At 69.5% G+C, this 21204-nt stretch carries 20 protein-coding genes, 1 pseudogene and 1 CRISPR repeat array (1 of these 22 running past the window's edge); of the genes and pseudogenes, 1 reads left to right on the top strand and 20 read right to left on the bottom strand.

Annotated features, from left to right (window positions below; translation table 11 throughout):
• A CRISPR array of direct repeats spans positions 1–472; the repeat unit is 29 nt; unit sequence CTGCTCTCCACGCACGTGGAGGTGAACCG (it extends 228 nt beyond the left edge of the window).
• 64 nt (positions 473–536) lie between these two features.
• From HDA32_RS31065 to HDA32_RS25610, 13 genes and pseudogenes are all read right to left on the bottom strand, one after another.
• Complete coding sequence (locus HDA32_RS31065) at positions 537–863, bottom strand: hypothetical protein (RefSeq protein WP_246334493.1); 327 nt, start codon at positions 861–863, stop codon at positions 537–539.
• Positions 864–883: 20 nt separating this feature from the next.
• A pseudogene (locus tag HDA32_RS32140) lies at positions 884–1450 on the bottom strand (phosphotransferase); the annotation flags it as partial.
• A gap of 227 nt (positions 1451–1677) precedes the next feature.
• Entirely contained in the window at positions 1678–2043 is a 366-nt protein-coding gene (locus tag HDA32_RS25660; protein ID WP_312863328.1) for an NUDIX domain-containing protein, read from the bottom strand.
• A gap of 284 nt (positions 2044–2327) precedes the next feature.
• Entirely contained in the window at positions 2328–2507 is a 180-nt protein-coding gene (locus tag HDA32_RS25655; protein ID WP_179645609.1) for a hypothetical protein, read from the bottom strand.
• 374 nt (positions 2508–2881) lie between these two features.
• Positions 2882–3718 (bottom strand): SAM-dependent methyltransferase, encoded by an 837-nt coding sequence (locus HDA32_RS25650; protein ID WP_179645608.1) that lies wholly within the window; start codon positions 3716–3718, stop codon positions 2882–2884.
• A gap of 65 nt (positions 3719–3783) precedes the next feature.
• Positions 3784–6741, bottom strand: coding sequence for a type I polyketide synthase (locus HDA32_RS25645; RefSeq protein WP_179645607.1), 2958 nt, complete (start codon positions 6739–6741; stop codon positions 3784–3786).
• Complete coding sequence (locus tag HDA32_RS25640; RefSeq protein ID WP_179645606.1) at positions 6738–7421, bottom strand: class I SAM-dependent methyltransferase; 684 nt, start codon at positions 7419–7421, stop codon at positions 6738–6740. The genes HDA32_RS25645 and HDA32_RS25640 overlap by 4 nt, the downstream gene beginning before the upstream one ends.
• Positions 7422–7458: 37 nt before the next feature.
• Positions 7459–8751 (bottom strand): styrene monooxygenase/indole monooxygenase family protein, encoded by a 1293-nt coding sequence (locus tag HDA32_RS25635; RefSeq protein WP_179645605.1) that lies wholly within the window; start codon positions 8749–8751, stop codon positions 7459–7461.
• Positions 8748–9074 (bottom strand): DUF742 domain-containing protein, encoded by a 327-nt coding sequence (locus HDA32_RS25630; protein WP_179645604.1) that lies wholly within the window; start codon positions 9072–9074, stop codon positions 8748–8750. Before HDA32_RS25630 ends, HDA32_RS25635 begins: the two co-directional genes overlap by 4 nt.
• On the bottom strand, positions 9067–10257 hold the full coding sequence (locus tag HDA32_RS25625) for a cytochrome P450 family protein (protein ID WP_312863327.1): 1191 nt from the start codon (positions 10255–10257) through the stop codon (positions 9067–9069). Before HDA32_RS25625 ends, HDA32_RS25630 begins: the two co-directional genes overlap by 8 nt.
• Positions 10224–11531, bottom strand: coding sequence for a cytochrome P450 (locus HDA32_RS31060; protein ID WP_312863326.1), 1308 nt, complete (start codon positions 11529–11531; stop codon positions 10224–10226). Before HDA32_RS31060 ends, HDA32_RS25625 begins: the two co-directional genes overlap by 34 nt.
• Before the next feature lie 98 nt (positions 11532–11629).
• Positions 11630–11905, bottom strand: coding sequence for a hypothetical protein (locus tag HDA32_RS25615; protein WP_179645603.1), 276 nt, complete (start codon positions 11903–11905; stop codon positions 11630–11632).
• 95 nt (positions 11906–12000) lie between these two features.
• On the bottom strand, positions 12001–13215 hold the full coding sequence (locus HDA32_RS25610) for a helix-turn-helix domain-containing protein (RefSeq protein WP_179645602.1): 1215 nt from the start codon (positions 13213–13215) through the stop codon (positions 12001–12003).
• A gap of 96 nt (positions 13216–13311) precedes the next feature.
• Here HDA32_RS25610 and HDA32_RS25605 point away from each other — a divergent pair, with 96 nt between their 5' ends.
• Positions 13312–14043 (top strand): HAD hydrolase-like protein, encoded by a 732-nt coding sequence (locus HDA32_RS25605; protein WP_179645601.1) that lies wholly within the window; start codon positions 13312–13314, stop codon positions 14041–14043.
• 344 nt (positions 14044–14387) lie between these two features.
• Here HDA32_RS25605 and HDA32_RS25600 read toward each other — a convergent pair whose 3' ends face one another.
• The 7 genes from HDA32_RS25600 to HDA32_RS25570 all read right to left on the bottom strand — a co-directional run bounded on the left by HDA32_RS25600 (position 14388) and on the right by HDA32_RS25570 (position 21193).
• Positions 14388–15398, bottom strand: a complete 1011-nt coding sequence (locus HDA32_RS25600) for a sulfotransferase (RefSeq protein WP_179645600.1) — start codon at positions 15396–15398, stop codon at positions 14388–14390.
• 26 nt (positions 15399–15424) lie between these two features.
• Positions 15425–16156 carry a phosphotransferase gene (locus tag HDA32_RS25595; RefSeq protein WP_179645599.1) on the bottom strand — a complete coding sequence of 244 codons (732 nt, stop codon included), beginning with the start codon at positions 16154–16156 and terminating at the stop codon, positions 15425–15427.
• Entirely contained in the window at positions 16149–16844 is a 696-nt protein-coding gene (locus tag HDA32_RS25590; RefSeq protein WP_179645598.1) for a class I SAM-dependent methyltransferase, read from the bottom strand. Before HDA32_RS25590 ends, HDA32_RS25595 begins: the two co-directional genes overlap by 8 nt.
• A gap of 147 nt (positions 16845–16991) precedes the next feature.
• Entirely contained in the window at positions 16992–17516 is a 525-nt protein-coding gene (locus tag HDA32_RS25585; protein WP_179645597.1) for a P-loop NTPase family protein, read from the bottom strand.
• 59 nt (positions 17517–17575) lie between these two features.
• Positions 17576–18433: a radical SAM protein gene (locus tag HDA32_RS25580; protein WP_179645596.1), complete on the bottom strand. Its 858-nt coding sequence runs from the start codon at positions 18431–18433 to the stop codon at positions 17576–17578.
• The gene (locus tag HDA32_RS25575; protein ID WP_179645595.1) at positions 18411–19478 is read right to left on the bottom strand and encodes a hypothetical protein; all 1068 of its coding nucleotides are present in this window, start codon (positions 19476–19478) and stop codon (positions 18411–18413) included. The genes HDA32_RS25580 and HDA32_RS25575 overlap by 23 nt, the downstream gene beginning before the upstream one ends.
• Positions 19475–21193: a carbamoyltransferase family protein gene (locus HDA32_RS25570; RefSeq protein WP_312863325.1), complete on the bottom strand. Its 1719-nt coding sequence runs from the start codon at positions 21191–21193 to the stop codon at positions 19475–19477. The genes HDA32_RS25575 and HDA32_RS25570 overlap by 4 nt, the downstream gene beginning before the upstream one ends.
• Positions 21194–21204 lie beyond the last annotated feature (11 nt).

Below are 21204 nucleotides of genomic sequence, written 5' to 3'. Positions count from 1 at the left end.
TCCTCAAGGCACCCAACTGCTCTCCACGCACGTGGAGGTGAACCGTGGAGCCCGACAGGGTGGGGAGCAGAGTATGACTGCTCTCCACGCACGTGGAGGTGAACCGAATCATCAGGCCGGACACTCTTCCTCAGGGTGCTGCTCTCCACGCACGTGGAGGTGAACCGCGGCGCACGGCAGATCGGCGCATGGTGTGGGCCTGCTCTCCACGCACGTGGAGGTGAACCGCGACCTCCAGGCCGCCCTGGAGCGGGTCTAACCTGCTCTCCACGCACGTGGAGATGAACCGGGTCCGCAGTTCGTCAACGAAGCCGTGGGTTTCTGCTCTCCACGCACGTGGAGGTGAACCGGCGCAAGGCGTCGTGTTCGGCCTCGGGCGCCACTGCTCTCCACGCACGTGGAGGTGAACCGCGGCCACATGCAGATACGTTCTCCTACGTCATCTGCTCTCCACACACGTGGAGATGAACCGGTCATGCCAGCCGGAAGGAGATGGAAACCAGCTGTCGCTGTGCGTCAGAGCCTGACCTTGAACGTCAGGTGCCCGGTGTCCAGGTGTGCGGGGCTCGCGGGTCGCGCAGTGAGGCGATGCGCCTGCGTGCTTCGGGTAGCAGGTGGGGTTCGCGGCCGGTGCGGGCGCACAGCCACGCGGTCATCCGCAGCCTGCGCATCGCGGCCAGGACGTCGAAGCCGGACCAGTCGGTGATGTCGAAGCCGTAGGCGTCGGCGAACCCGGCGTACTCCTGCGTCGAGTACCAGCCCAGCCGTTCATAGACCGCCGCGACGACGAGATCCCATTCGCGCGGCCCGACGCTGAAGCGCTCCAGGTCCAGCAGCACCGCGGCGCCGTCGGAGCCGCGCACGGCGTTTTGCGGTGGGCGTCGCCATGCACCACGCCCGGTTCCAGGGCGAAGTCCAGGCCGCGGTAGGCCCGGCGCAGCTGCCGTAGGCGGCGGTGCAGGAAGTCGAGGTCGCCGATGGAGAGCCCGGCGGCCGAGGCCAGGTAGCGTTCGGCTCCGGCCAGCGGATCCAGCGTCGGCAGTTTCAATGTCCGGGGCGGCGGCAGCGCGTGCAGTCGGTGCAGCAGGCACCCCAGTTCGCCGGTGTCGGCGAGGGCGGGGTTGTCGATCTCCTGCCACAGCGTCACCGCGTGCCCGTCGACGGTCAGCGGTTTTGAGCGGGCAGGCCGTACAACGGGAAACCCCTCACCCAGCAGCCAGTGCGCGACGCCGAGCTCGCGCTGCACGCGCGGCAGGTTCGCCGCGGAGGTCACCCGCACCACCACGTTCTCGCCTGCGGCGCGGAAGCTGGCGTTGTCGCCGATGGGGCCCAGGCGCTCCAGCTTCGAGGCGTCCACACCGGCCAGCGCACACGCCCGCCGCGCGATCTCCTGCGCGGTCGCCTCCGTGAGGTGTGCACGGCCCTGCGGCTGCGGGTCCTCACCGTCCATCGGACCACCTCCGGCTCCACCATGCCCCACGCGCCCGCACAGCACGCATATCCGGCATAGGGTTCTTCCTCTACAGTCGGACGCCAAGCACGGCGGCCCTGGTCATCCGACACCTTGGAGAAGAGATGGGTCGGGGGCCTGTAAAACCAGGATGGTTCCGATGTCGCCGTTGCCCAGCGCCCGGCGGGCTTCGGGACGCACCCACAGCCACCGCGGCGCCGTCGTGCTCATCGCAGCGGGTGGTCGAACCAGGCCCGCACCGAGTGCTTGTAGCCCTCGGGCATGACCAGCCCGTCGATCTTGTCGCGGCCGACCAGGGCGGCCTCCTTGTGCTCGTGGGAGACCCGCACCGGCGCCCGGGCGGTGGTGCGGCAGCCGTAGGTGATGATGAAGACCCGCCGGTCCACCGCATCGATGTGGTACATCCAGGAGTCCGGGATCGGGCCGACCATCACCGGCCAGGCCGTCTCCTTCTCGATCTCGCGGGCCACGCACTCCTGGGACGTTTCGCCCAGGTCGGTCTTGCCTCCGGGCAGTTCCCATTCCTGGCGTTCGTTGCGCAGCAGCAGGCCCCGCTCGTCGCGGATCACCACGCCCTTGACCGATACCGGGAACGCCAGGGGGCCATGGTTGGCTCGCTTTCCGAGAGAGGCACGGACGATCCGGACCACAGCACCGGCGCTCTGAGGCGAGGGCCGTGCGGGCGTGACAGATTGTCACTGGCCCTGCCACCCCTGGCCTCGGAAGGGCCTTGGTCCTGAAGACGGCGGCGCCGGTGGCGATGCCTTCGGCGTAGAGCCGGCGCATGACGCCAACGGCGGTCACCAGATCCCGCGGTGCGGGTGGGGCCGCGCTGCGGGCCAAAGGGCCTCGCCGGTTAGGCCGGTGCATTCATGAGGCAGTAGTTGCGCCAGCACCAGCCCGAGCTCGAGTCGCTGACGGTTGAGGTCGCAGTGGGCTCGGCGGGTGCGGCGGCGGCCAGTGCCGCCGCGCCGAGGCTGAGGCAGGCGGCGAGGGCGGTGACGGTGAGGGCGAGCAGAATCCGAGTGCGGATCATTGAGGAGACTTCCTAGATCGATGCCATAGGTGGATGGGGGATGGTGGGGCCGGGCCCGAAGGTGGAGTAGGCCGGCCAGGCCGGCATCGAATGTGGCTGGGGGAGCAGGTGCGCGGGCGGGGCTTCGGGGACGAGCCATCGTCACCCCTGAGCGGGTGGAGCCGGGCTCGCGTCGCCGGTGGCGTATGTCGTCGCCTCGGGGGAAGAGGAGGTAGCAGTCACGATTGGTTTTCTGGTTCGGGGAGGCCGGTCGCTGTCGTGGCGAGGCCAGAGGACAGTGGTGGGCTGTGCAGGGATGTGCGATCCGCTTCCTTCAAGAGGTGGGCGAAAAGCGGCAGGATTCGGGAGGCCCGCGGCTTGGTGCCGTCATCGGCTCACTCGTGAGCGTCGGTGGCTGCGGGGCGGAGGATCCGTCCTATGCCGCCATAGACCCAGGCCTTCTCGGGCGGAAAGTAGGTGTCGCCGGACTCGGGGCGCCAGTCGGACACGTAGGCCAGGCCGGGATCGACCGGTTCCAGCCCGTTGAAGAAGGCGGCGATGTCGTGGTGGCTGCGGGTCTGGCCCGGCGCGCTGGAGGCGGCGTAGACTGATTCGAGGAACGCCGCCCGTTCCGGCGCGGTGGTGTTGTCGACGTGGGAGATCGCGAGCTGGGAGCCGGGGCACAGCGCGTCGCGCAGTTGGCGCACCACTCCGTAGGGGTGGTCGGCGTCGCGGAGGAAGTGCAGCACCGCGATCAGGAGCAGTCCGACGGGTTGGGTGAAGTCGATCAGCCGTCGGGTCTCGGGGTGGGTGAGGATGGCGCGCGGATCGCGCAGGTCGCCCTCGACGACCGTGGTGGTGGCCGGGTCGTCGGCGAGGAGCGCGCGGGCGTGGACCAGCACGATCGGGTCGTTATCGACGTAGACGGCCCGGCAGCCGGGGGCGTGGCGGTGGGCGACCTGGTGCACCGGGTCTTGGGTGGGTAACCCGGAGCCGATGTCGATGAACTGGTGAATGCCGGCCTGGGCCATGTGCTTGACCACCCGGCGCAACCACATCCGGTTGGCCAGGGCCATGCTGCGCAGCTCGGGAATCTTGGCATAAAGGCGCTGGGCGGCCTGGCGGTCGCTGGCGAAGTTGTCCTTGCCGCCGAGGTAGTAGTCGTAGAGCCGCGCCGGGCTGGGAGTGCTCGTATCGATGTCGGGCGGGAAGGAAGAGTTCTTGCTGGGCATGGTCGTTGGCCTGTCGGGTGGGAAGCGGTTACGGGCGCAGAGTGGCGAGCCGAGGACTGGGTCCCTCATGGGCTGGGAGGCTTGGTTGGCGGGTGGGCGGCCTCGGGGCTTCGCTGCTTGGATAAGTGGGGCAGGAGGGCGTCGGTGATGCCGTTGACGGTGGGGGCGTGGAGCAGGGTGGGGGCGTCGATTCCGGTCAGGGTGGGGTGCAGGCGGCGGATGCGCTCGCGCAGCACCATGACGTCACGTGAGGCGATGCCGAGCAGGTCGAGTTCGGTGTCGCGGTCGGCGATAGTCAGCATCCGGTCAGGTAGGAGCGAGGTGACGCTGGCGTGGACGGCGTCGACGAGGATGGCGCGGCGCTGATCGGGTGGGGCGGTTGACAGCGCCTCGGCCAGTGGGGACCGGGGCGGCGCTGCGGGAGTGGAGTGGTGGTGCCAGCGCGGGGGCGGTAGTTCGGCGGGTCGGCGCCGGGCGCTCACCGGCCAGGCGGGGGCGTGGCCGTGGGTGAACAGTTCGGCGGCGGCGGCCAGGAAGCGGGCGTGCTCGTCGCCGGCTGCGGAGACGCCGGGGGCGACGATCGTGCCGGGCAGGCGGTGGTGGGCCAGGGTGTCCTCGATCGCTGCGGCCAGGGTGGAGCGTGCGGTGATCTCCACGAACACCGTGGTCGCCTGTTCGGCGATGCGGCGGATGGCGGCGTGCAGCTCGACCGGGTCGCGCAGTTGGCGTGTCCAGTAGGCGGCGTCGAGTCGGCCGCCGGGGATCGGCTCGGTGGTGACGGTGGAGACCAAGTCCACCGGGCATGCCTTCGGACGGATCCCGGTGATCTGAGCGGCGAAGGATTCCAGCCGGGTGTCCAGGAGCGGGCTGTGCGCGGGTGGGCTATCAGGTACTCGGCGCGCGAACACGCCGTCGGCGTTCAGGTGGGTGTGCAGGGCGTCGAGGTCGGTGGCGGGACCGGTGAGGACGGTGTGGGCGGGGCCGTTGTCGGCGGCCACCGACATCCGCCCGTCGTGGGCGGTGACCATCTCTTCGGCGGCTTCACGGGTCAGGCCGGTGGCCAGCAGGTGGCCTTGGTCGGCGACGGCGGCGAGGTGTTGGCTGCGGGCGCAGACCAGCCGCGCGGCATCGTCCAGGGACAGCGCGCCGGTGGTGTGGGCGGCGGCGATCTCACCGAGTGAGTGCCCCACCACCGCATCCGAGTCCACCCCCAGGGAGCGCCACAGTCCGGCCAGCGCGATCTGGATGGTGAAGATCGCCTGCTGCACGGCGGCCACTCCGGTCGGGACGGTACCGGGGCGCCAGGGCACGTGGCCGTCGTAGCGGGCCATGGCCGCCTGGACCTGCTCGACCGTCGCGGAGAACACGGGGAAGCGGGCCGCCAGCACCGCGCCCATGGCCGGTTCGTGGGCGCCCTGGCCGGGGAACACGAACACCGTCCGAGCCCGGTGCTCGGCGTGGTGCGATCCGATGAGGGCCGGGTGGGTCTGGCCGTGGGCCAGCGCGTCCAGTGCGGCGCGGGCGTCTTCGGGGATGGTGGCGATGACGGCGGCGCGGTGGGCGTGGTGGTCGCGGCCGGTGGTGGCCAGTGCCGCGACGGAGGGCAGGTCGACGCCGTCGTCCAGAGCGGCGGCCAGGTCCGCAGCGGTATCAGAGAGCACCTGGGGCGTGTGGGCGGAGACCGGGAGGATGACCGGCTCCTCGGGCTTTCGCGGGATGGGAACCGTGCGGCGGTGGGAGCGCGGGGCGCTGGTGAGGATGACGTGGGCGTTGGTGCCGCCGTAGCCGAAGCTGGAGACTCCCACCACCCGGGTGCGGTGTCTGCGGCGCGGCCATGCCGTGGTGGCCGTGGGGACGCGGAGGGGGAGGGCGGTCAGGGTCGGGCGCATCTGCGTGTGGTGCAGGGTGGCCGGGATCTGGCCGTGGTAGGCGATCAGGGCGGCCTTGATCAGACCGACGATTCCGGCGGCGCCTTCGGTGTGGCCGAGGTTGGACTTCACCGACCCGATGAGCAGCGGGTCGGCGTCGGTGCGGGCGAACGCCGCGGCCAGGGCGAGGGCTTCTTCGCGGTCGCCGGATTTGGTGCCGGTGCCGTGGGCTTCGACGAACCCGACCCGCTGCATGGGCACCCGCGCAGCGGTATATGCCTGCTCGAGCAGGGCGGCCTGGGCGGTGCGGCTGGGCGCGAACAGCCCGCCCATGGATGTGCCGTCGGAGTTGACGGCGCTGCCGCGCAGCAGCGCATAGGCACGGTCTCGATCCGGGCCGGTGTCATCAAGGCGTTGGAGGATGACCGCGGCGATGGCTTCGCTGCGCACGTAGCCGTCGGCCTGGGCGTCGAAGGGGCGGCAGCGCCCGGTCGGGGAGAGGACGCCGCCGTCGTTGAAGGCGCGGGTGATCAGCGGGTTCTGCAGCAGGTTGGTTCCGGCGACGATCGCGGTGTCGATCTCACCGGACTCGAGGTCGCGGCGGGCGTAGTGGGCGGCCACCAGACTGGAGGAGCAGGCGGTGTCGATGGTCAGGGCGGGGCCGTGCACATCGAGGGCGTGGGCGGTGCGGGCGGCGAGCATGCTGGCCCCGGCCCCGCCGGCGGTGAGCATGCCGGGGCGCCGGCCGGGGGCGAAGGCGAGCATGGCGTGGTCCACGCTGGCCGATCCGACGTAGACGCCGGTGCGGCCGCCGGCGATCGCGGCCAGCGGCAGGCCGGCGTCGTAGAGGGCCTCCACGACGGTTTCGAGTAGGAGCCGCTGCTGGGCGTCCAGGACCGCCGCCTCCTCGGCGCTGATGCCGAAGAAGCCGTGGTCGAAGTCGTCGATGTCGATGGTGCCGGCCTGCCACGGCTCGACGGGTGCATCCTCGGGCGCCAGGAGATCGCGCATGGTCTTCCACCGGGAGGCCGGAACCGGGGCGACGGCGCCGCGGCCCTGCACCAGCAGGTCCCAGAACGCCTGCGGCCCGCGCACGCCGCCGGGCAGGCGGCAGCCGATCCCGGTGATCGCAGCCGTACGCTTGGGGGTCTTCACCGGGCCACCCCCGCAAACAGCGCGACACAGCCCACGACGTCGAGGTGCACGGAGCCGAACCGGGCCCGAAGCTCGGTGTCGAGGTCGGCGAGATGGTCGCCGCGGTTGGAGAACACCCCGGTGCGGTTGTAGAAGGCCGTGAGCCGCCGCGCCACCGGACTGGCCGGCACGCCGCGGGCCAGGACGGTGGCGCCGAAGACCACCCCGCCCGGCCGCAGCGCCCGGGCGACGTGGTCGAACACCGCCGCCTTCTGGGTGATCGAGGCACCGCGCACGCAGTGCAGCATCAGTGTCAGATCGGCCGAGTCGAACAACCGCGCCGGGACCGGCAGCGGCTGTGTGGCGTCGGCCCGGTGGGTGGTGGGGCGGTATCGGACGAGTCGGGCTGCGGTGCGGCGCAGCGGACCCGGATTGAGGTCGAGCAGGTGCAAATCGGGCTGCGGCACGGGGAAGTCGCCCCGGTCCAGCAGCGCGCCCGATCCCACGCCGATGCTCAGGTGCCGCGCGCCCACGTGCGGGCGGTACAGGCGCTTCAGCAGAACGGAGCGGGGGCAGCGCCACACCGCCGCGCATGAGGCGGCGACCACGGCCTCATAGCAGGCCAGGCCGAAGCTGCTGTAGACGATCCGGTCGGCAAGAGACGGGGCGCGGGCGGGGACGTCGTGGTGGGAGGTGGGCATGCCGGACTCCTTCAACGCACAGGCAGAGGCGAGTCGGTCACGAAGCGGAGGTGGTGAGCTGGGCGAGGTAGGCATGGGCGCGCTCGGCGTCGAACATCCAGTCGCGCAGCTTGCGGGGGTCGTCGATGCCGTCCACCCACCGGTCGGCGACCTCGCCGAAGGCGCCGGCCGCGCCCAGCAGGTGCGGGAAATGGGCGGGGAAGACGCCGTGGCTGATCTCGGAGAACGCCGCGGAGGCTTCGCCGTAGGTGTCCCAGAACGCGGTGAAGGCGGCGTCCATGAACATCTCGTCGAAGGGCCGGTCCCCGTGGGCGAGGACGTGCTCCAAATAGACCTGGGCGCACCGGGTGGAGGTGTTCCAGCCCTGCCCGCACAGCGGCCCGGTGGTCACCACCGCATCGGCCATCCCCAGTACCAGGCCACCCGAGGGCAGCACCCCGACGGGGTGGCGCACCACCGGATCCACCCGCTGGCCCAGCACCGCCGAGCCCCGGATGGGACGTGCGTGGGCGATCCGCGCAAAGACCTCCGGCGCCCACGTCTTGGTCTGGGTCAGCAGGGTGTGCAGTGCCAGGTCGGGGGAGAAGGCGTGGCGGACACGCTCACGTGCTCGCCGGGCCGCAACCGCCGCATCCAGCGGCCCGCCGGGCGCGGCCAGCGCCATCACCGCATACCCGGCCCCCTCGTGGGTGAGCACCGGGGCGAAGAACACCTCACCGGCATCGTCCGGGCCGCCGGGCTGGGCGGAGACCACGTCCATCACCCCCTCCGCCGGGCCGTCGACGGTGTCGCCGTCGAGGTAGGCCTGGACGACGGTGCGCGGATGCGCCCCGCCCTGGCGCGTGGGATCGGGGTCGAAGAGCTCGCCGAGTTCGCCGTTGCCGACCGCGACGATGACCAGGTCGAACAGGCGGGTGAAGTAGTCCAGGTCGGTGACGGTGACGCCGTGGGTGATGACCCGGCCGTGCCCGGTCTCGTCGGCGCGGGCCTTGAACAGCTCCAGCCAGTCGGCCATCTTCAACCGACGATCCACCGAGACGGCGTAGCCGGCGCTGAAGGCCCCGGTGAAGGCCACCTCGTGGGCACCCGTCCGCACCCGCATGCGCAGACGTTCGATGGGCGGAGCGTCGTTCTCCCACACCGGCAGGCCGGCCTCGCGTTCGCTCAGCAGCACAGTAGGCGGGGTGAACTGCAGCACCGAGGGCAGACCGGCGCGCACCTCCTCGGTGGTCTGGGCGGTCATCAGCGTCACCTCATAGCCGTGCCGCAGCAGCCCGTGGCCCAGATACAGCGCGGACTGGCCGCCGCCCACGATCAGAATTCTCCTCACGCGGCACCCCTTTCGGCCCGGCCACCGGCCAGGCGAGTGCCGGCCGGGTCGATGCGCACCAGGCCCGCGTGCTCCAGGTCGGCGACCAGGGCCAGGGCGACGGCCTCGGGCAGCTCCGCTGCGGTGGCCAGACCGGTGACCGAGCACGGCCCGACCCGGCGGGCCAGAGCGAGCAGGCCGACGGCGTCGCCGTGCAGGGCTGCTGCCGGTTCAGGAGCAGGGGCGGCCGCGGCCACGAGATCGGTGACCTGGATAGGGTGGCGCGCCCGCTGAGGGCCGGGATTGACGTAGCGGTAGGGCGGGACAGAGATCCGTTCAGACACGGTTCCGGGTTCCTTCATCGGTGTGGTCGGGCGTTTTACGTGTGAGTGGCTGGGGTGCGCCGGTGGCGACTGCGGCAGGCCCCGGCCGCACACGCACGGCTGCGGGGACGTTGATGAAGACCGAGGCCGCCCGCGACGCCGCGGAGCCGTCAGCGAGGCTGATGTCGGGAAAGCGGGTGAACAGCGCCGACAGCGCGACCTCCAGCTCCAGCCGCGCCAGCGCCGCACCCAGGCACACGTGCGGGCCGTGCCCGAAGCCCAGATGCCGCGGGCGCGAGCGGGTGATGTCGAATTCTTCGGCGCCGGGGCCGTAGCGCGCCGAATCGAGGTTCGCGGCCAGATAGCACAGCAGCACCGGTTCGCCGGCCGCGATCGTGTGCCCGGCCAATGTGATGTCCTCTCCGGCGAAGAGGAACGGCAGAGCGGCGACGCCGGTGGCCTGGCGCAGGACCTCCTCGACGGCGATCGGCCACTCCAGGGCCCCGGCACACAGCCGGGCGAGCTGATCAGGGTTCGACAGCAACATCTCGACGGCGTTGGCCAGCGCCGAGGCGGTGGTCTCGAATCCGGCGGTGATCAGCAGCCACAGGGTGTCGCGCAGTTCGGCGGTGCTGAGCCGGTCGCCGCGGTCGCGCGCTCCGATCAGCGCCGAGACCGCGTCGCCGCCCGGGCGGGCCTGCTTGGCGGCGACCAGCTCGTCCAGGTAGGCGTCCACGTCGGCACGCATGGCGCGGACCTGCTCGAGCGGGGCGAAGGAGAATGCGGTCTCCACCATCTGGCGCAGGCGGCCGTGCTCCTCGGCAGGGATGCCGAACAGCTCGCCGAACACCGCCAGGGACAGCGGGTAGGCCAGATCCGCTCTGATGTCCACCGGGCCGGGGACTGCGGTGATGCCGTCCAGCAGGCGCTCGACCGTGGCCGCGATGCTCGGGCGCAGTGCGTTGACGCGTCTGGGGGTGAAGCCCTGGGAGATCAGGCCGCGCAGCCGGCGGTGGTCTGCACCGTCGCCGGTGAGCATGTTGTCCAGGTAGACCATCGCCGCTGCCGGGTGATCCGGCGACACCTCGCCCTCGACCAGTGCCGTCCAGGTGCGCCAGTTCCGCTTGAACCGGCGATCCGTCAGCGCGGCGCGCAGCTCACGGTCGCGGGTCAGCGCCCAGGCCTCCAGACCTTCGACCACCACGCGTGCCAGCGGGCCGATCGCCTGGAGGTCGTGTGCCTGGGCGCGGGCCTGTCCGGGGACGAGGACGATGGGGTCGGGGCGTGGGGGCATGACGGCGCTCCGGTCGTGGACGGGGATGCGGGCGGGGCGATGGTGGTAGGGGTGAAGACCACGGGCAGTGCGTCCAGGCCGTGGGCGAATGGTGAATGCCGCCGTTGCAGTGCCTGCGGTGCCACAGCCAGGTGCAGGTCGGGAAGCAGGTCCAGCAGCGCCCCGACGGCGTCGACACCGATCTGGCGGGCCAGATCGCGCGCGGGGCACCGGTGCGGACCGGTGCCGAACGCCAGGTGCGTTCGTGCCCCCGAAGACCCGACCGGGCCGGCTTTCGGGGCGACGACCGGATCGGCGTGGGCGGGGCCGTAGCCGATGATCAAGCAGTCGCCCTCGCGCAGCCGCGCGCCCGCCAACTCCATGTCGCGTGTGGGGTAGCGGCCGGGCAGCAGCGTGATCGGCGGGGACCGCCACAGCACCGCATCGATCGCCTCTTCGATCCGGGTGCGCGCCCCGGCCACGTCCGACCGGAACTCCCGGTCGGCCAACAGGGTGTGGACGGCGTTGGCGATCAGGTTCATCAGCGGATCGTGCGCCGCGGAGATGACCAGGATGAGCTGGTGGGCCACCTCCTCGTCATCGAGCCCGTGGGGGTGGGCGACCATGCGCGAGACGATGTCGGTGCCCGGACGGGCGCGCCGGTCGACGGTGACGGCTTGGGCATAGCCGAACAGCTCCAGCCGGGCGGCTTCGGCGTCCTTACCGCCGTCCCACACCCGCCGCATCAGGCCGACCAGCCTCGCCCCTTGCTCGCGGGGCAGCCCGAAGTAGCCGTTGAGCAGCAGCAGCGGCAGGTGGAACGCGAAGTCGGCGACCAGATCGCACCGGCCACTCAGAGCCTTCTCGGCGAGAAGCTCCGCGGTGATCTCGCGGACGGCCAACCGTGCGCCTGAGGCGGTGATCGCCGCCAGCGCGTCCGCGATCACCGCGCGGTAGCGGCTGTGGTCGGGCTCGTCGGATGCCAAAGCGTTGCGGAAGTACCAGAACGGCCCCGGCACCGTCTCCGGCGTTGCACGGCCTTCGCGGGCCTCGCGCCAGCGCCGTGGATCCCGTGGAAAACCCGCCGGGTCCCGCAGAACCCGCTGGTTGAGGTCATAGCTCAGCAGCACCCACGCCGCCACCCCGGGCGCGATCTCCACCGGAGCGATCGACCCGAACCGACCCCGCAGATTCTCCAAAGCCACCGGCAGTTCTGCTGTGAGCGCGTCACCGTAGAGCGGTACGGCCGCCTCATGCAGAGGCGAGGCCGGTCTCATGCTCTGGGGCGGAGTGTGCGGCACCATCAGCGCTCCCGCGGCGCATCGGAGGAACGGAGCACCGAGAACGCGCCCGAGCAAGGCAGGAGGACACGGCGGTGGCCAAGAGGTGGCGGAAAAGCCGTCATGGAAACTCGCTCATTGCGCAGGTCGACGCTGAACGTGCTGTGCGCAGTCGAGTCTGTGCGGCGGAAACCGAGCGAACTGTTTCTGCTGGAATCGTTTCTACGGGGACGACCGATCCCCGTGTCCTGTCTGGAACGGTCGACGAATACAGGCGTGTTCAGCCGGAATTCGGCCATCGTTTCTCCTCGCGGCATTTCGGAGCATGCGGCGAGGATGACGCTAAGGCGGTCCGCAGGCGGCCCTACCGAGTTCGCAGAGTCCTAGCGCAGAGCTAGGAAAGCGTGTGATCGGCGACGATCTGCTCTTCGATTCCGACGCGTTGGGCAAGACCGGTCACCTGGGAGCGCAGCGAGGGCCGCGCGCGGTGAAAGACCCGCCGGATGGTGTCGTGGGCGGCTGGGTTGTACCGCAGCTCCTCAGGGCTGGTCCGTTCGGCCTGCAGTAGGTGCAGCAGCGAGGCGCCGGCCTCGAAGCGAAGCGCATGCCCCCGGGCGAGATCGAGCGCCAGGGTCGTGTGGCGCTCACGGGAGGCCATGGGCGCCGGATCGATCCGGTCGGCGACCGCCAGCGCATTGGCGGCCTGGCCGTCTTCCAATTCGATGCTCACCAGGTGCAAGGCCACGTTGGCCGGACCGAACGCGGCCCGACCGACGTTGGTCTCTCCGGTTCGCTCGGCGAGCAGGGCAGCGTGTTCCTCCACGCGCTCCAGGGCCACGAATTTGCGCCGGCAACGAGCCGCGGCGACGGCCGCGGTGAGCCAGAGTGCGCCGGTCATGGCCAAGGTGTCCCGATCGCCGCCTGGGCGAAGCTCGGCGATCGCGGCCAGAGCGATCTCCTCCGCCGTTTGAGGCTCCTGTTGGGCGAGCAGCGCATGCGCCAGATTCCAGCGCGCGCCGGCCAGCCGGATCGGATCATCGGCGAGCTCGGCGGCCCGCCGCCCGCGGTCGGCCGCGACCAGCGCGAGGTCGGGACGGTTGATCCGGCGCGCCACCGTGCGCAGCAGCGTGTAGGCGTCGGCGGCCAGCCGCTGTTCCTCGGTTCCCGCCGTGCGCCCGGTTTCGCAGACGCGCACGACATCGCCGATCAACCCCGGAATCAACGCCGCCAGGCGGCTGTAGCGATCCGACACCCCCTGCCAGGTGTCCCAGGCATGGTCGACGCGCTCGCGCAGTTCCACCAGACTGGTCTCCGGCTCGCCGTCACGGGAGGCGCCGAGGAGGAGCGACTGGTGGAGTTCGGAGGCCAGGCGGATGTCCGCGGCCATGGGCGAGGGATCGGTGGCGTCGGTGACCAGGTTGGTGACGGTGACGCCGAGAGCGTTCGCGATGGCCTCGACGACATCCAGCGACGGAGTGCGCTGTCCCCGCTCGATCTGACCCACGTATTCGGCGTTGACGCCCGCAAGACCGGCCACCACGGCCTGGGATTTTCCCTGCCTGCGACGGTGCCACCGTAGCCGCTGCGCGAACGTCCTCCCGAGCGACATCGTCCCGCCTCTCCGGCTGGAATCCCATTCCCGGGGTACATGGTAAAACGCCATCCCCACGAATACGCCCCTTCAATGATTCACTCGGAGCCGCCGATGCCGGACCATTTGCTTCTGCTCTGGGACGTCGACCACACCCTGATCGAGACCCGCGGTGTCGGGGGCGTCGTGTTCGGCGAGGCATTCGAGAAGGCCACCGGTCGGCCCATGAGCGCCGGTATGGCCAAGGCGCACGGGCACACCGAACCCGTTCTGCTGGAGCAGACACTCGACCTCAACAGAGTCCACGACCGCGACGAGGACCTGTTCCGCCGATTCGCGGACGCGCAGGCAGACTCCTACCTCGCTCATCTGGACGAACTGCGAGAACGGGGCCGGGCGCTGCCAGGAGTCGAAGTGGCGCTACGCGAGCTCAGCCGTGTTCCCGGCACCATCCAGACCGTTCTCACCGGAAACACCAGGAAAGCCGCACAGATCAAAATCAGCGCCTTCGGTCTTGACCAGTACCTCGATCTGGAAATCGGTGCCTACGGAGACGACGACTCCGACCGGCCCGCCCTGGTCGGCATCGCCCGAAAGCGCGCTGAGAGAAGGCGCGGCGCTGCGTTCAATCAGGCGAATACGGTCCTTATCGGGGACACCCCTAAAGACATCGAGGCAGCACACACAGCAGGAGCCCGCGTGATCGCGGTCGCCTCGGGGGGCAGTACCCCCGAGGAGCTGACAGAGGCGGGTGCCGACCTCACCCTGAAGACGCTGGAAGGAGCTGACAGCCCAGGCATCCTAGCCAGCCTTCTTTCAGATGATGCCTGGAGCCGCCGCCCATGACCTATCGATCCTGCATCGTGGTGGGACCCTTACTTCGAATCGCACACTCAGGATTGGGCTGACGAACAACCTGTGCGAAGTTCTGGAAGCGTACGTCGGCGATAGGCCGGGGCCGGAAGCGGTGAGGTCGGTGGCCCGCGGTAGCCGGGTCAAGGTGCAGGCCGCCGGTTATGCCGACGTTGACGGCGTGGTCCCGGCCGCCAGGCCGATCACCATGGTCGATCTGCTCACCACCGCTCGCAGGTCCCAGGCGTTCCGCTGCCGATGGTTTCACCGGGAAGGCGCCACCAGGCCATCGCCGGCCGCTGCCATCATCACCGATGGAGCAGGCCGCGACTGTAGTACTAGATTCTGGCGTCTAGCCAGGCGAGGATTTCAGGCACGACGTATTGATGCGCTCTCATCAGGTCATGGTGGGTAACGGTGAGGGTTCGTTTTTCGGGGGCCATGGAGACGATGGTGGAGACGAATAGGTCGTGCGCCTGTCCACTGTCCAGCGCTCCTCCGCCATGGCTGAAGGAGAAGCGGTTGCGGGTCATGGAGGCGGCGACGTCGTTCCGGTCCCGTGTGATGTGGATGTAGCGGATGGTCTTGCCGTAGAGCTCTTCGAGTTGAGGGATGCGGAAGGCGTTGAACGGTGACTTGGTGAGGAAGCGCTGTCGGCCGAGGTTGCGGGTGTGGGCGTCGATCGCGTGCCGCAGAATCGAGGCGTCAGTGGTTGCGGCCGGTTGAATGTCGTAGCTGTGGCCGGCGACGTGGCGGTAGGTCGGAATGGCGCGGGCGTAGACGTCTTCGGCTTCGTAGGGCATGACGAGGCCGGGGATGATCCGGGTGGTTCTGTTGTCGACGGTCAGGACGTCGTCGGAGAGCATTTCGAAGGAGTGGCGCTGCCGGACGCGGAGATTGCGGGTGGGCCAGGCCCAGCAGGTGACCGTGGTGAAGTAGGCGAATAGCCGCTGGTAGGCGAGCAGGTTGTGCAGGTGGCTGGTTCCCGATCGAGGCGCGCCGAGGATGCAGACGATCTGGCGGGGCTGTGCGGTGCTGCCGGCACTGTGAACGGTGAAGGGGCTGCGAGTGCGCAGTTCGGCGTCAAGGTCGATGTCTTCGGCGTCGGTGATCCGCGGATCGAAGGGAAGTGGGCGGCCGATGTTTCGGATGCCGTTCAGGCAGCAGGCGACGTAGTCCAGGGTGGCCTGCTGTGGCGGGCGGCCGTCGACGAAGCGTTCTTCCAGGACTTCGGCCAGAACGTAATGGCGGCGGTCGTCGCTGAAGCGATACAGCCGGGTGCGCAGCAGCGCCAGGTCGATGCCAATGGGGTCGGGGCTGTGGAGCTGGGCGAGCAGGGCGGCGTTCATGGATCCTTCCGGTTCGACGGGGCCGGTCAGAGGCGAGGTGCCCGCCATGGGTGCCGGTAGCCGTTGTGGCCGAGGTAGGGAGAGGTGAACAGGTTCTGGATCTCCAACCAGTGGGCGAGATCGCCCTGGGTATATGCATCGGCCGGTCCGCCGGCACTTTCGACGCCGTCGATGTAGGCGGCCAAGGTCTCGGTGTATGTGGTGCGGGGGAGAGGGCCGTGGGTCATGGCGGCGCTGACGAGGAGTTTGGCGAGGTCGTAGCCGAAGGGGGCGAGCGTGAGATCGTCGAAGTCCACCAGGATGGGACCCGAGCCGGTGATGAGCACGTTGCGGACGTTGGAGTCCTTGTAGAAGGTGGCGGGCCACTCGGCGGCCTGGGTGATCAGTTCGGCGGCTTCGGCGCGTTGCCGCGGGGTGATCAGCCCTTCGTTGTGGTGCCGACGCAGTCTGGCCAGTCGCGGGGCGGTGAATCCGGGCAGCACCAGATCACCGTCGGTTGTGAACTCCTTTTCCAGGTGGGCGTTGCGGAGTTCCCGCAGGTATGCGGTTGCGTTCAGGCGTCCCAAGAGGTGCGCGACGCTGCGGAGGTCCTGCGGGCGGGCGTGGTGGCCGGTGAGCTGCTCAAACTGCAACCGGTGTGCTGTGACGCGGTGCAGTGCCGGGGTGGGGGCGCCCAGCGCGGTGAGCCAGTGGCGGTGGCGGGCCGCGATCTGGGCGTGTCCGGGATGCTCGTAGGTCTTGGTGAAATGCTCAGGCACGCCGGGCTCCGACAAGGTAGGTGACGGTGGAAGACGCCTCCACCGGGCCGTCGACGAGGTGTTGGCACAGCTCCTTCGCGAGTTGCTGCGGGGCGTCACGGAACCGGTCCGGCAGCGGATACTTCGGCGTGGTGGCGAGGTAGCGCGCGAGGTGCTCCAGGCTGGTGAACCGGAATCGGTGCTCGTCGTGGCGGATCTGGAGGACGTCGAGGACCGGCGCGGCCAGGGCGGCGATGTTGTGGCTGTGTGCCGCCTCATACAGGCTCGGCCGGTCATCCGGACGGGGAACCAGGCCGCTGGCGGCGAGCAGGGTGTCGAGTTCGCTGTAGCTGTCTAGGGATTTGGTGACTGCGATGAACAGCCCTTCGGGGCGCAGGCAGCGGGCGATCTCGGTGATCACGGTGATCGGGTCAGAGGCGTGGTAGAGGCAGAACGCCGCCACTGCCGCGTCGAAACCCCCGCCGCTGAAGGGCAGGTGGTGGAAGTCCGCGGCGATCACCGCATGGGGATCCGGAAGGCGAGCGCGCGCGGTGGCGGCGAGCGCAGACGAGAGATCGAGGGCGACCAGTGCGCGTGGCGCCAATGCGGCCAGTGCCCGGCTGGTGGTGCCGCGCCCGCAGCCCACATCGAGCAGCTTCGCCTCGGCGATGGGCGTGTGGAGTCGGCCACGGATCAGCTCTGCCAGCACCTCGACAACCGGAGATCCGCTGATGCGGGCACTGATCAGCGCGTCGGTGCGCTGAGCGAGCCGGTATGGCGCGGCGTACAGAGGACCGCGTATCTGGTCGATGTCGAGGAACGGGTTAACGGAAGGCAGGGTGTGCCTCCCCCCGGGTCAGGAACCGGCTGCAGCGGCCTGGGCAGCGATCTTCTCGACCAGCCGGTTGGCGGCGCGGCGGGACCGCACGATGTGGATCTCGGCGTGGGCGCCGTGTTCCAGGACCAGGTTGCGAACCCGAGGCCCCATGGTTTTGCGGTAGTTCCACACGTAGGTGATGAAACCCCAGTGGATGCGGTCGTAGACGCCGGTGGCGTCGTTCTGGCCGCCGCCGTGGACGAGGCGGCGCTGCAGGATCCCCCACAGGCAGGTGAGCGGGCCGATGTCGAGAAAGACGACCGCGGTGGCGCGCTTGAGCCGGATGGGGAGGGTGGAGGCGAAGTTGCCGTCGATCACCCAACGCGGCTCGGCCACCAGTTCCTCTTGGACGGCGGCGAATTTCTCCTTGGGCAGGGTGTTCCACTCGTCGTCGTAGTAGACGGCGTCGAGATGGGTGACCGGAGCGTTCAAGGCGGCCCCCAGCAGGCGGCTGATGGTGGTCTTGCCGCTGCCGCCGCATCCGATGATTGCGATCCTGTCCATGAACAGTGACGTTACTCCAGAGGGGAGTGCGTCGGAGGGGAATCAGAACCATCACCGTGTCACCTGGTCACCGACTCTGTCGCATTCACCAACGCAGCGCGGGCGAAGTCGAAACGGATATCGCGGCCGTTGCCCGCCACCTCGGCGCAGGAGAGGTAGACGCGGCCGTCCGGGGCGATCTCCAGCTTCTCCACCACGTCACCGGAGGCAGGGCAGCGCTCGGGCAGCAGGATTTCCCGGTTGATGTGCAGACCGGTGAGATTCATGCCGGTGAGTGCCACGTGCAGGCGTTCGGTGTGCTCCCAGGTGACCTCCCGTAGAGAAGTCTGGGCGGCGTTCCCCATCGTGCGGAGCCGGTGCAGGATGAGTTCGCGCGCCCCCAACTCATGCAGCCGCATCGCCAACGCGGGGATCGTGCCGATGTTGTCCTCGGTCAGCGTGCACGTCGCTCCGAAGACGAGTCCGCGGTCGCGCGCCCAGGTGAGAGTGTCGAAAGCCGCTGCGAAGGAGCCGGGACGCCGGATCCGGTCGTGGGCTTCGGCAGTGCCGCCGTCCAAAGAGACGCGCAGCAGGTCCAGATGCGATCGGCATCGGTCGAGCACGTTGTAGCGCCTGTAGCCGTTGGTGCAGATCTCGGTGTGGAATCCGCGCTGCTTGGCTGCGGCCAGCAGGTCGGGCAGACCGGGATAGAGCAGCGGCTCACCGCCGAGGAAGCACACCTGTGCGCAGCCGTAGTGCTCGGCGAAGTAGTCCAGGGCCCCGACCGCCTGCTCAGGCTCTACTCGTTCGGGTCGGTTCAGGTCGGCGCCGTGGTAGCAGTGCAGGCACCGGAAATTGCAGCGGAACAGCAGCTCCAGGTAGAGCTTGTCCACACGTCGGATACCCGGCAGGGGCTCATGCTTGGTGGGGGTGATCACCGCTGGATTCCTTTCTCCGGACGGATACGCAGGGGCGCAGGACGGCATCGATCACCGCGAGCTGACGAGAGAGCCGGAAGGCGTCGAGGCGGTGCAGGCAGGCTGCGATCAGGTCGATGTGTTGCGCGGTACTGGCGATGTGCCTGAGCCGGTCGATGAGGTCGGCGGCCTCGGTGCCGTCGTTCACGATCAGCTCCGTGGGCAGTACCTGGCCGGCGCCGCGCACCTCGGCCGGTCCAATCGGCAGACAGCCGGCCAGGACCGCCTCGAAGAGCCGCTGGGTGAATTGACCGTGCACGGCGTAGCGGTGCGGGGTGAGCAGGATCGTGGCCAGAGCACGGCGGTGGAGTCGTTCCACTTCGGAGAAGGGGCGCCGCCCGGCGAAGGTGACGTGCGGCCATGCCGTGGTGTGGGGCCATTTCCCGGCCACCACGTGCTCGTGGCGTGCGGCGGCCGGTGCGAAGAGGCGGCCGAAGGCGTCGTCGCGGTCGTACTGGTTACCGACGTAGACCAAGGGCAGGTCGCGGTGGGCCTGTGCCAGGGAGATCGGGTCGGCACCGTCGATCGCGCTGTCAGACACCGGGAAGAGGAGCGAGCGGGTGCCCGACTGAGGGAAGAGAGCCGGCTCGCACACGGTGACGCCGTGCTGCGTGCGGAGCGGATCGTCTGCTGCGAGCTGCTGGTCCTTGTCCCACAGCAGTGCGGGAAGGCCGCGACCGAGGATGTAGTGGCGGACCAGGTCGGTTTGCCGATGCAGGTCGCAGGTGTGTCCGCGGCCGGGACACGGGATGGTGTTGCGGCCGGGGATCGGCCAGCGCCACTCCAGGAACAACGCGTCGATCTCCGGAAGGCCGCCGTCCCAGTCGTAGGTGTCGGTGAGGTCGTCACCGGCTTCGAGGAGATCGCGATTGGACTGAAGGAAGACGATCTCGTATCCGCGGTCCAGGAGCCCGTCGACGAGAATGCGGCGGTGGCTGCGTCCGCCGTCGGGGGTGTCGGTGACCCCGTGCCCGAGGAACCCCCAGAAGCTGTAGCCGATCCTCATTCCTTGTCCACCCACCACGTCTCCAGCAGCAGGGCGTCCAGACCGGATTCGGCGAGGCAGTCCAGCGCCATCTCCGGTGTGCCGCAGATGGGTTTGCCCTTGATGTTCAGGCTGGTGTTGATCAGCACCGGAACGCCGGTCAGCTCCGCGAATGCGGCCAGCACGTCGGCGAGGAAAGGGTTGCGTTCCCGGGTCAGTGTCTGGATCCGTGCGGTGCCGTTGGCGTGGATGACGGCGGGGACGGTGCGGTGCGCCAGCTCGGTGACGCCGCTGGCGATCGACATGAACGGAGCGGGCTGGTCGAGCGTGAAGTAGTCCGCAGCCTTGTCCTCCAACGCCACCGGTGCGAATGGCCGAAACGACTCGCGGAACTTCACAGTGGAGTTCAGCCGCTTGACCACATCGGGCAGGAGCGGAGAGGCGAGGATCGATCGGTTGCCCAGCGCCCTCGGGCCGGCTTCCAACCGGCCCTGGAACACCCCGACGATCCGGCCGGCCGCAAGCTCATGCGCCAAGCGCCGTGTCGGATCGGTGATGGTGTGTGCGGCGAGCCCGCGGCGCGGATGCTTCGGCAGACGGATCCTTGGAAAGGAAGGGCCGAGATAACAGCGGCGGGCGGCTCCACTGGCCAGAACGCCGGACGTATCGAGGTGGTGCGCCAGGGCGGCCCCGGCCGCCGTACCCGCATCACCTGGTGCGGGCGGAACGGCGACCTCATCGAAACCGGCCTGCTCGACGATGCGGCCGATGGACACGCAGTTCATCGCCACCCCGCCACCCACACACAGCAACGGTGCGCCGGTCAACGTCCGGGCGCGGCGGGCCAGGTGCACCATCACCTGCTCGGTGCGCTCCTGCAATGCCGCGGCCAGGTCGGCGTGGACGCTCTCGACCGCGCTGTCCGGCGCCCGAGGCGGGCAGGTCATGCGGACGAAGTCCTGTGAGAGACGCGAATAGCGGCTGGAGATCACCCGTAACGGAAATGCCCGCGGGTTGAGGGCGAAGCCGTCCTCGGTCAGCACGATGGCGCGGGCGAACAGAGCGCGGAAACGTGCCGGATCACCCAGCGCGGCCAGCGCCATCACGGTGCCCTCTTCGTCGCCGCGCCGCCATCCCAGATGCTGGGTGACGGCGCCGTAGGCGTATCCCAGCGACGCCGGGTCGGTGATCTGGTGCATCGGCCGGTACCGCAGACCGGCGCCGTGCAGGCGTGCGTGCGCAATGCTGGTGGTGACGGTTTCACCGAGGGAGTCAACGATGAGTACGGCCGCGTCCTCATACCCCGAGGCGGTAAAGGCATAGATCCCGTGGGCACGGTGATGGGCCACCCCGCTCACTCTCGCCAACGGAAAGCGGTGGGCGAGGTCGGCGAGACGTTCGCTCGCACGGCGGTAGACCGTATGGAAGCTGCGGGCCCGTGCTAGCGCGCGCCTTCGGGAGGAAGGCGGTGCGAGATAGGCGAGGCTTGGGACCACACCGCGCATATACAAGGACGGGCTGAAGTTGTAGGCCACCGAGGAGACGTCCTCGCTCACGAGGCCCGCACGGTCCAGCAGCCAGTCGATGGCGTGTTCGGGGTAGGCGCGGGTGTGCTTCTCGCCGTTGAGCCGTTCCTCTTCCACCAGCCCGACGAGTCTGCCGTCGACGATGAGGGAAGCGGCGGAGTCATGGGTGCCCGAGCACAGGCCGAGTACCACAGGAGCGCGAGATGTCACGATTCTCCTCC

The sequence above is a fragment of the Spinactinospora alkalitolerans genome (genome assembly GCF_013408795.1).
In the GTDB taxonomy this organism is placed as follows: Bacteria; Actinomycetota; Actinomycetes; order Streptosporangiales; family Streptosporangiaceae; genus Spinactinospora; species Spinactinospora alkalitolerans.
The sequence above is the reverse complement of the archived record's forward strand: the minus strand, read 5'-3'. Positions and strand labels throughout refer to the sequence as shown.

What these genes read in the sequence shown, in the direction of transcription:
- HDA32_RS25655 (WP_179645609.1), bottom strand. Translation starts at nt 2,507, where the DNA reads ATGATCCGCACTCGGATTCTGCTCGCCCTCACCGTCACCGCCCTCGCC.
- HDA32_RS25650 (WP_179645608.1), bottom strand. Translation starts at nt 3,718, where the DNA reads ATGCCCAGCAAGAACTCTTCCTTCCCGCCCGACATCGATACGAGCACT.
- HDA32_RS25640 (WP_179645606.1), bottom strand. Translation starts at nt 7,421, where the DNA reads ATGCCCACCTCCCACCACGACGTCCCCGCCCGCGCCCCGTCTCTTGCC.
- HDA32_RS25615 (WP_179645603.1), bottom strand. Translation starts at nt 11,905, where the DNA reads ATGGCCGAATTCCGGCTGAACACGCCTGTATTCGTCGACCGTTCCAGA.
- HDA32_RS25610 (WP_179645602.1), bottom strand. Translation starts at nt 13,215, where the DNA reads ATGTCGCTCGGGAGGACGTTCGCGCAGCGGCTACGGTGGCACCGTCGC.
- HDA32_RS25605 (WP_179645601.1), top strand. Translation starts at nt 13,312, where the DNA reads ATGCCGGACCATTTGCTTCTGCTCTGGGACGTCGACCACACCCTGATC.
- HDA32_RS25600 (WP_179645600.1), bottom strand. Translation starts at nt 15,398, where the DNA reads ATGAACGCCGCCCTGCTCGCCCAGCTCCACAGCCCCGACCCCATTGGC.
- HDA32_RS25585 (WP_179645597.1), bottom strand. Translation starts at nt 17,516, where the DNA reads ATGGACAGGATCGCAATCATCGGATGCGGCGGCAGCGGCAAGACCACC.
- HDA32_RS25575 (WP_179645595.1), bottom strand. Translation starts at nt 19,478, where the DNA reads ATGAGGATCGGCTACAGCTTCTGGGGGTTCCTCGGGCACGGGGTCACC.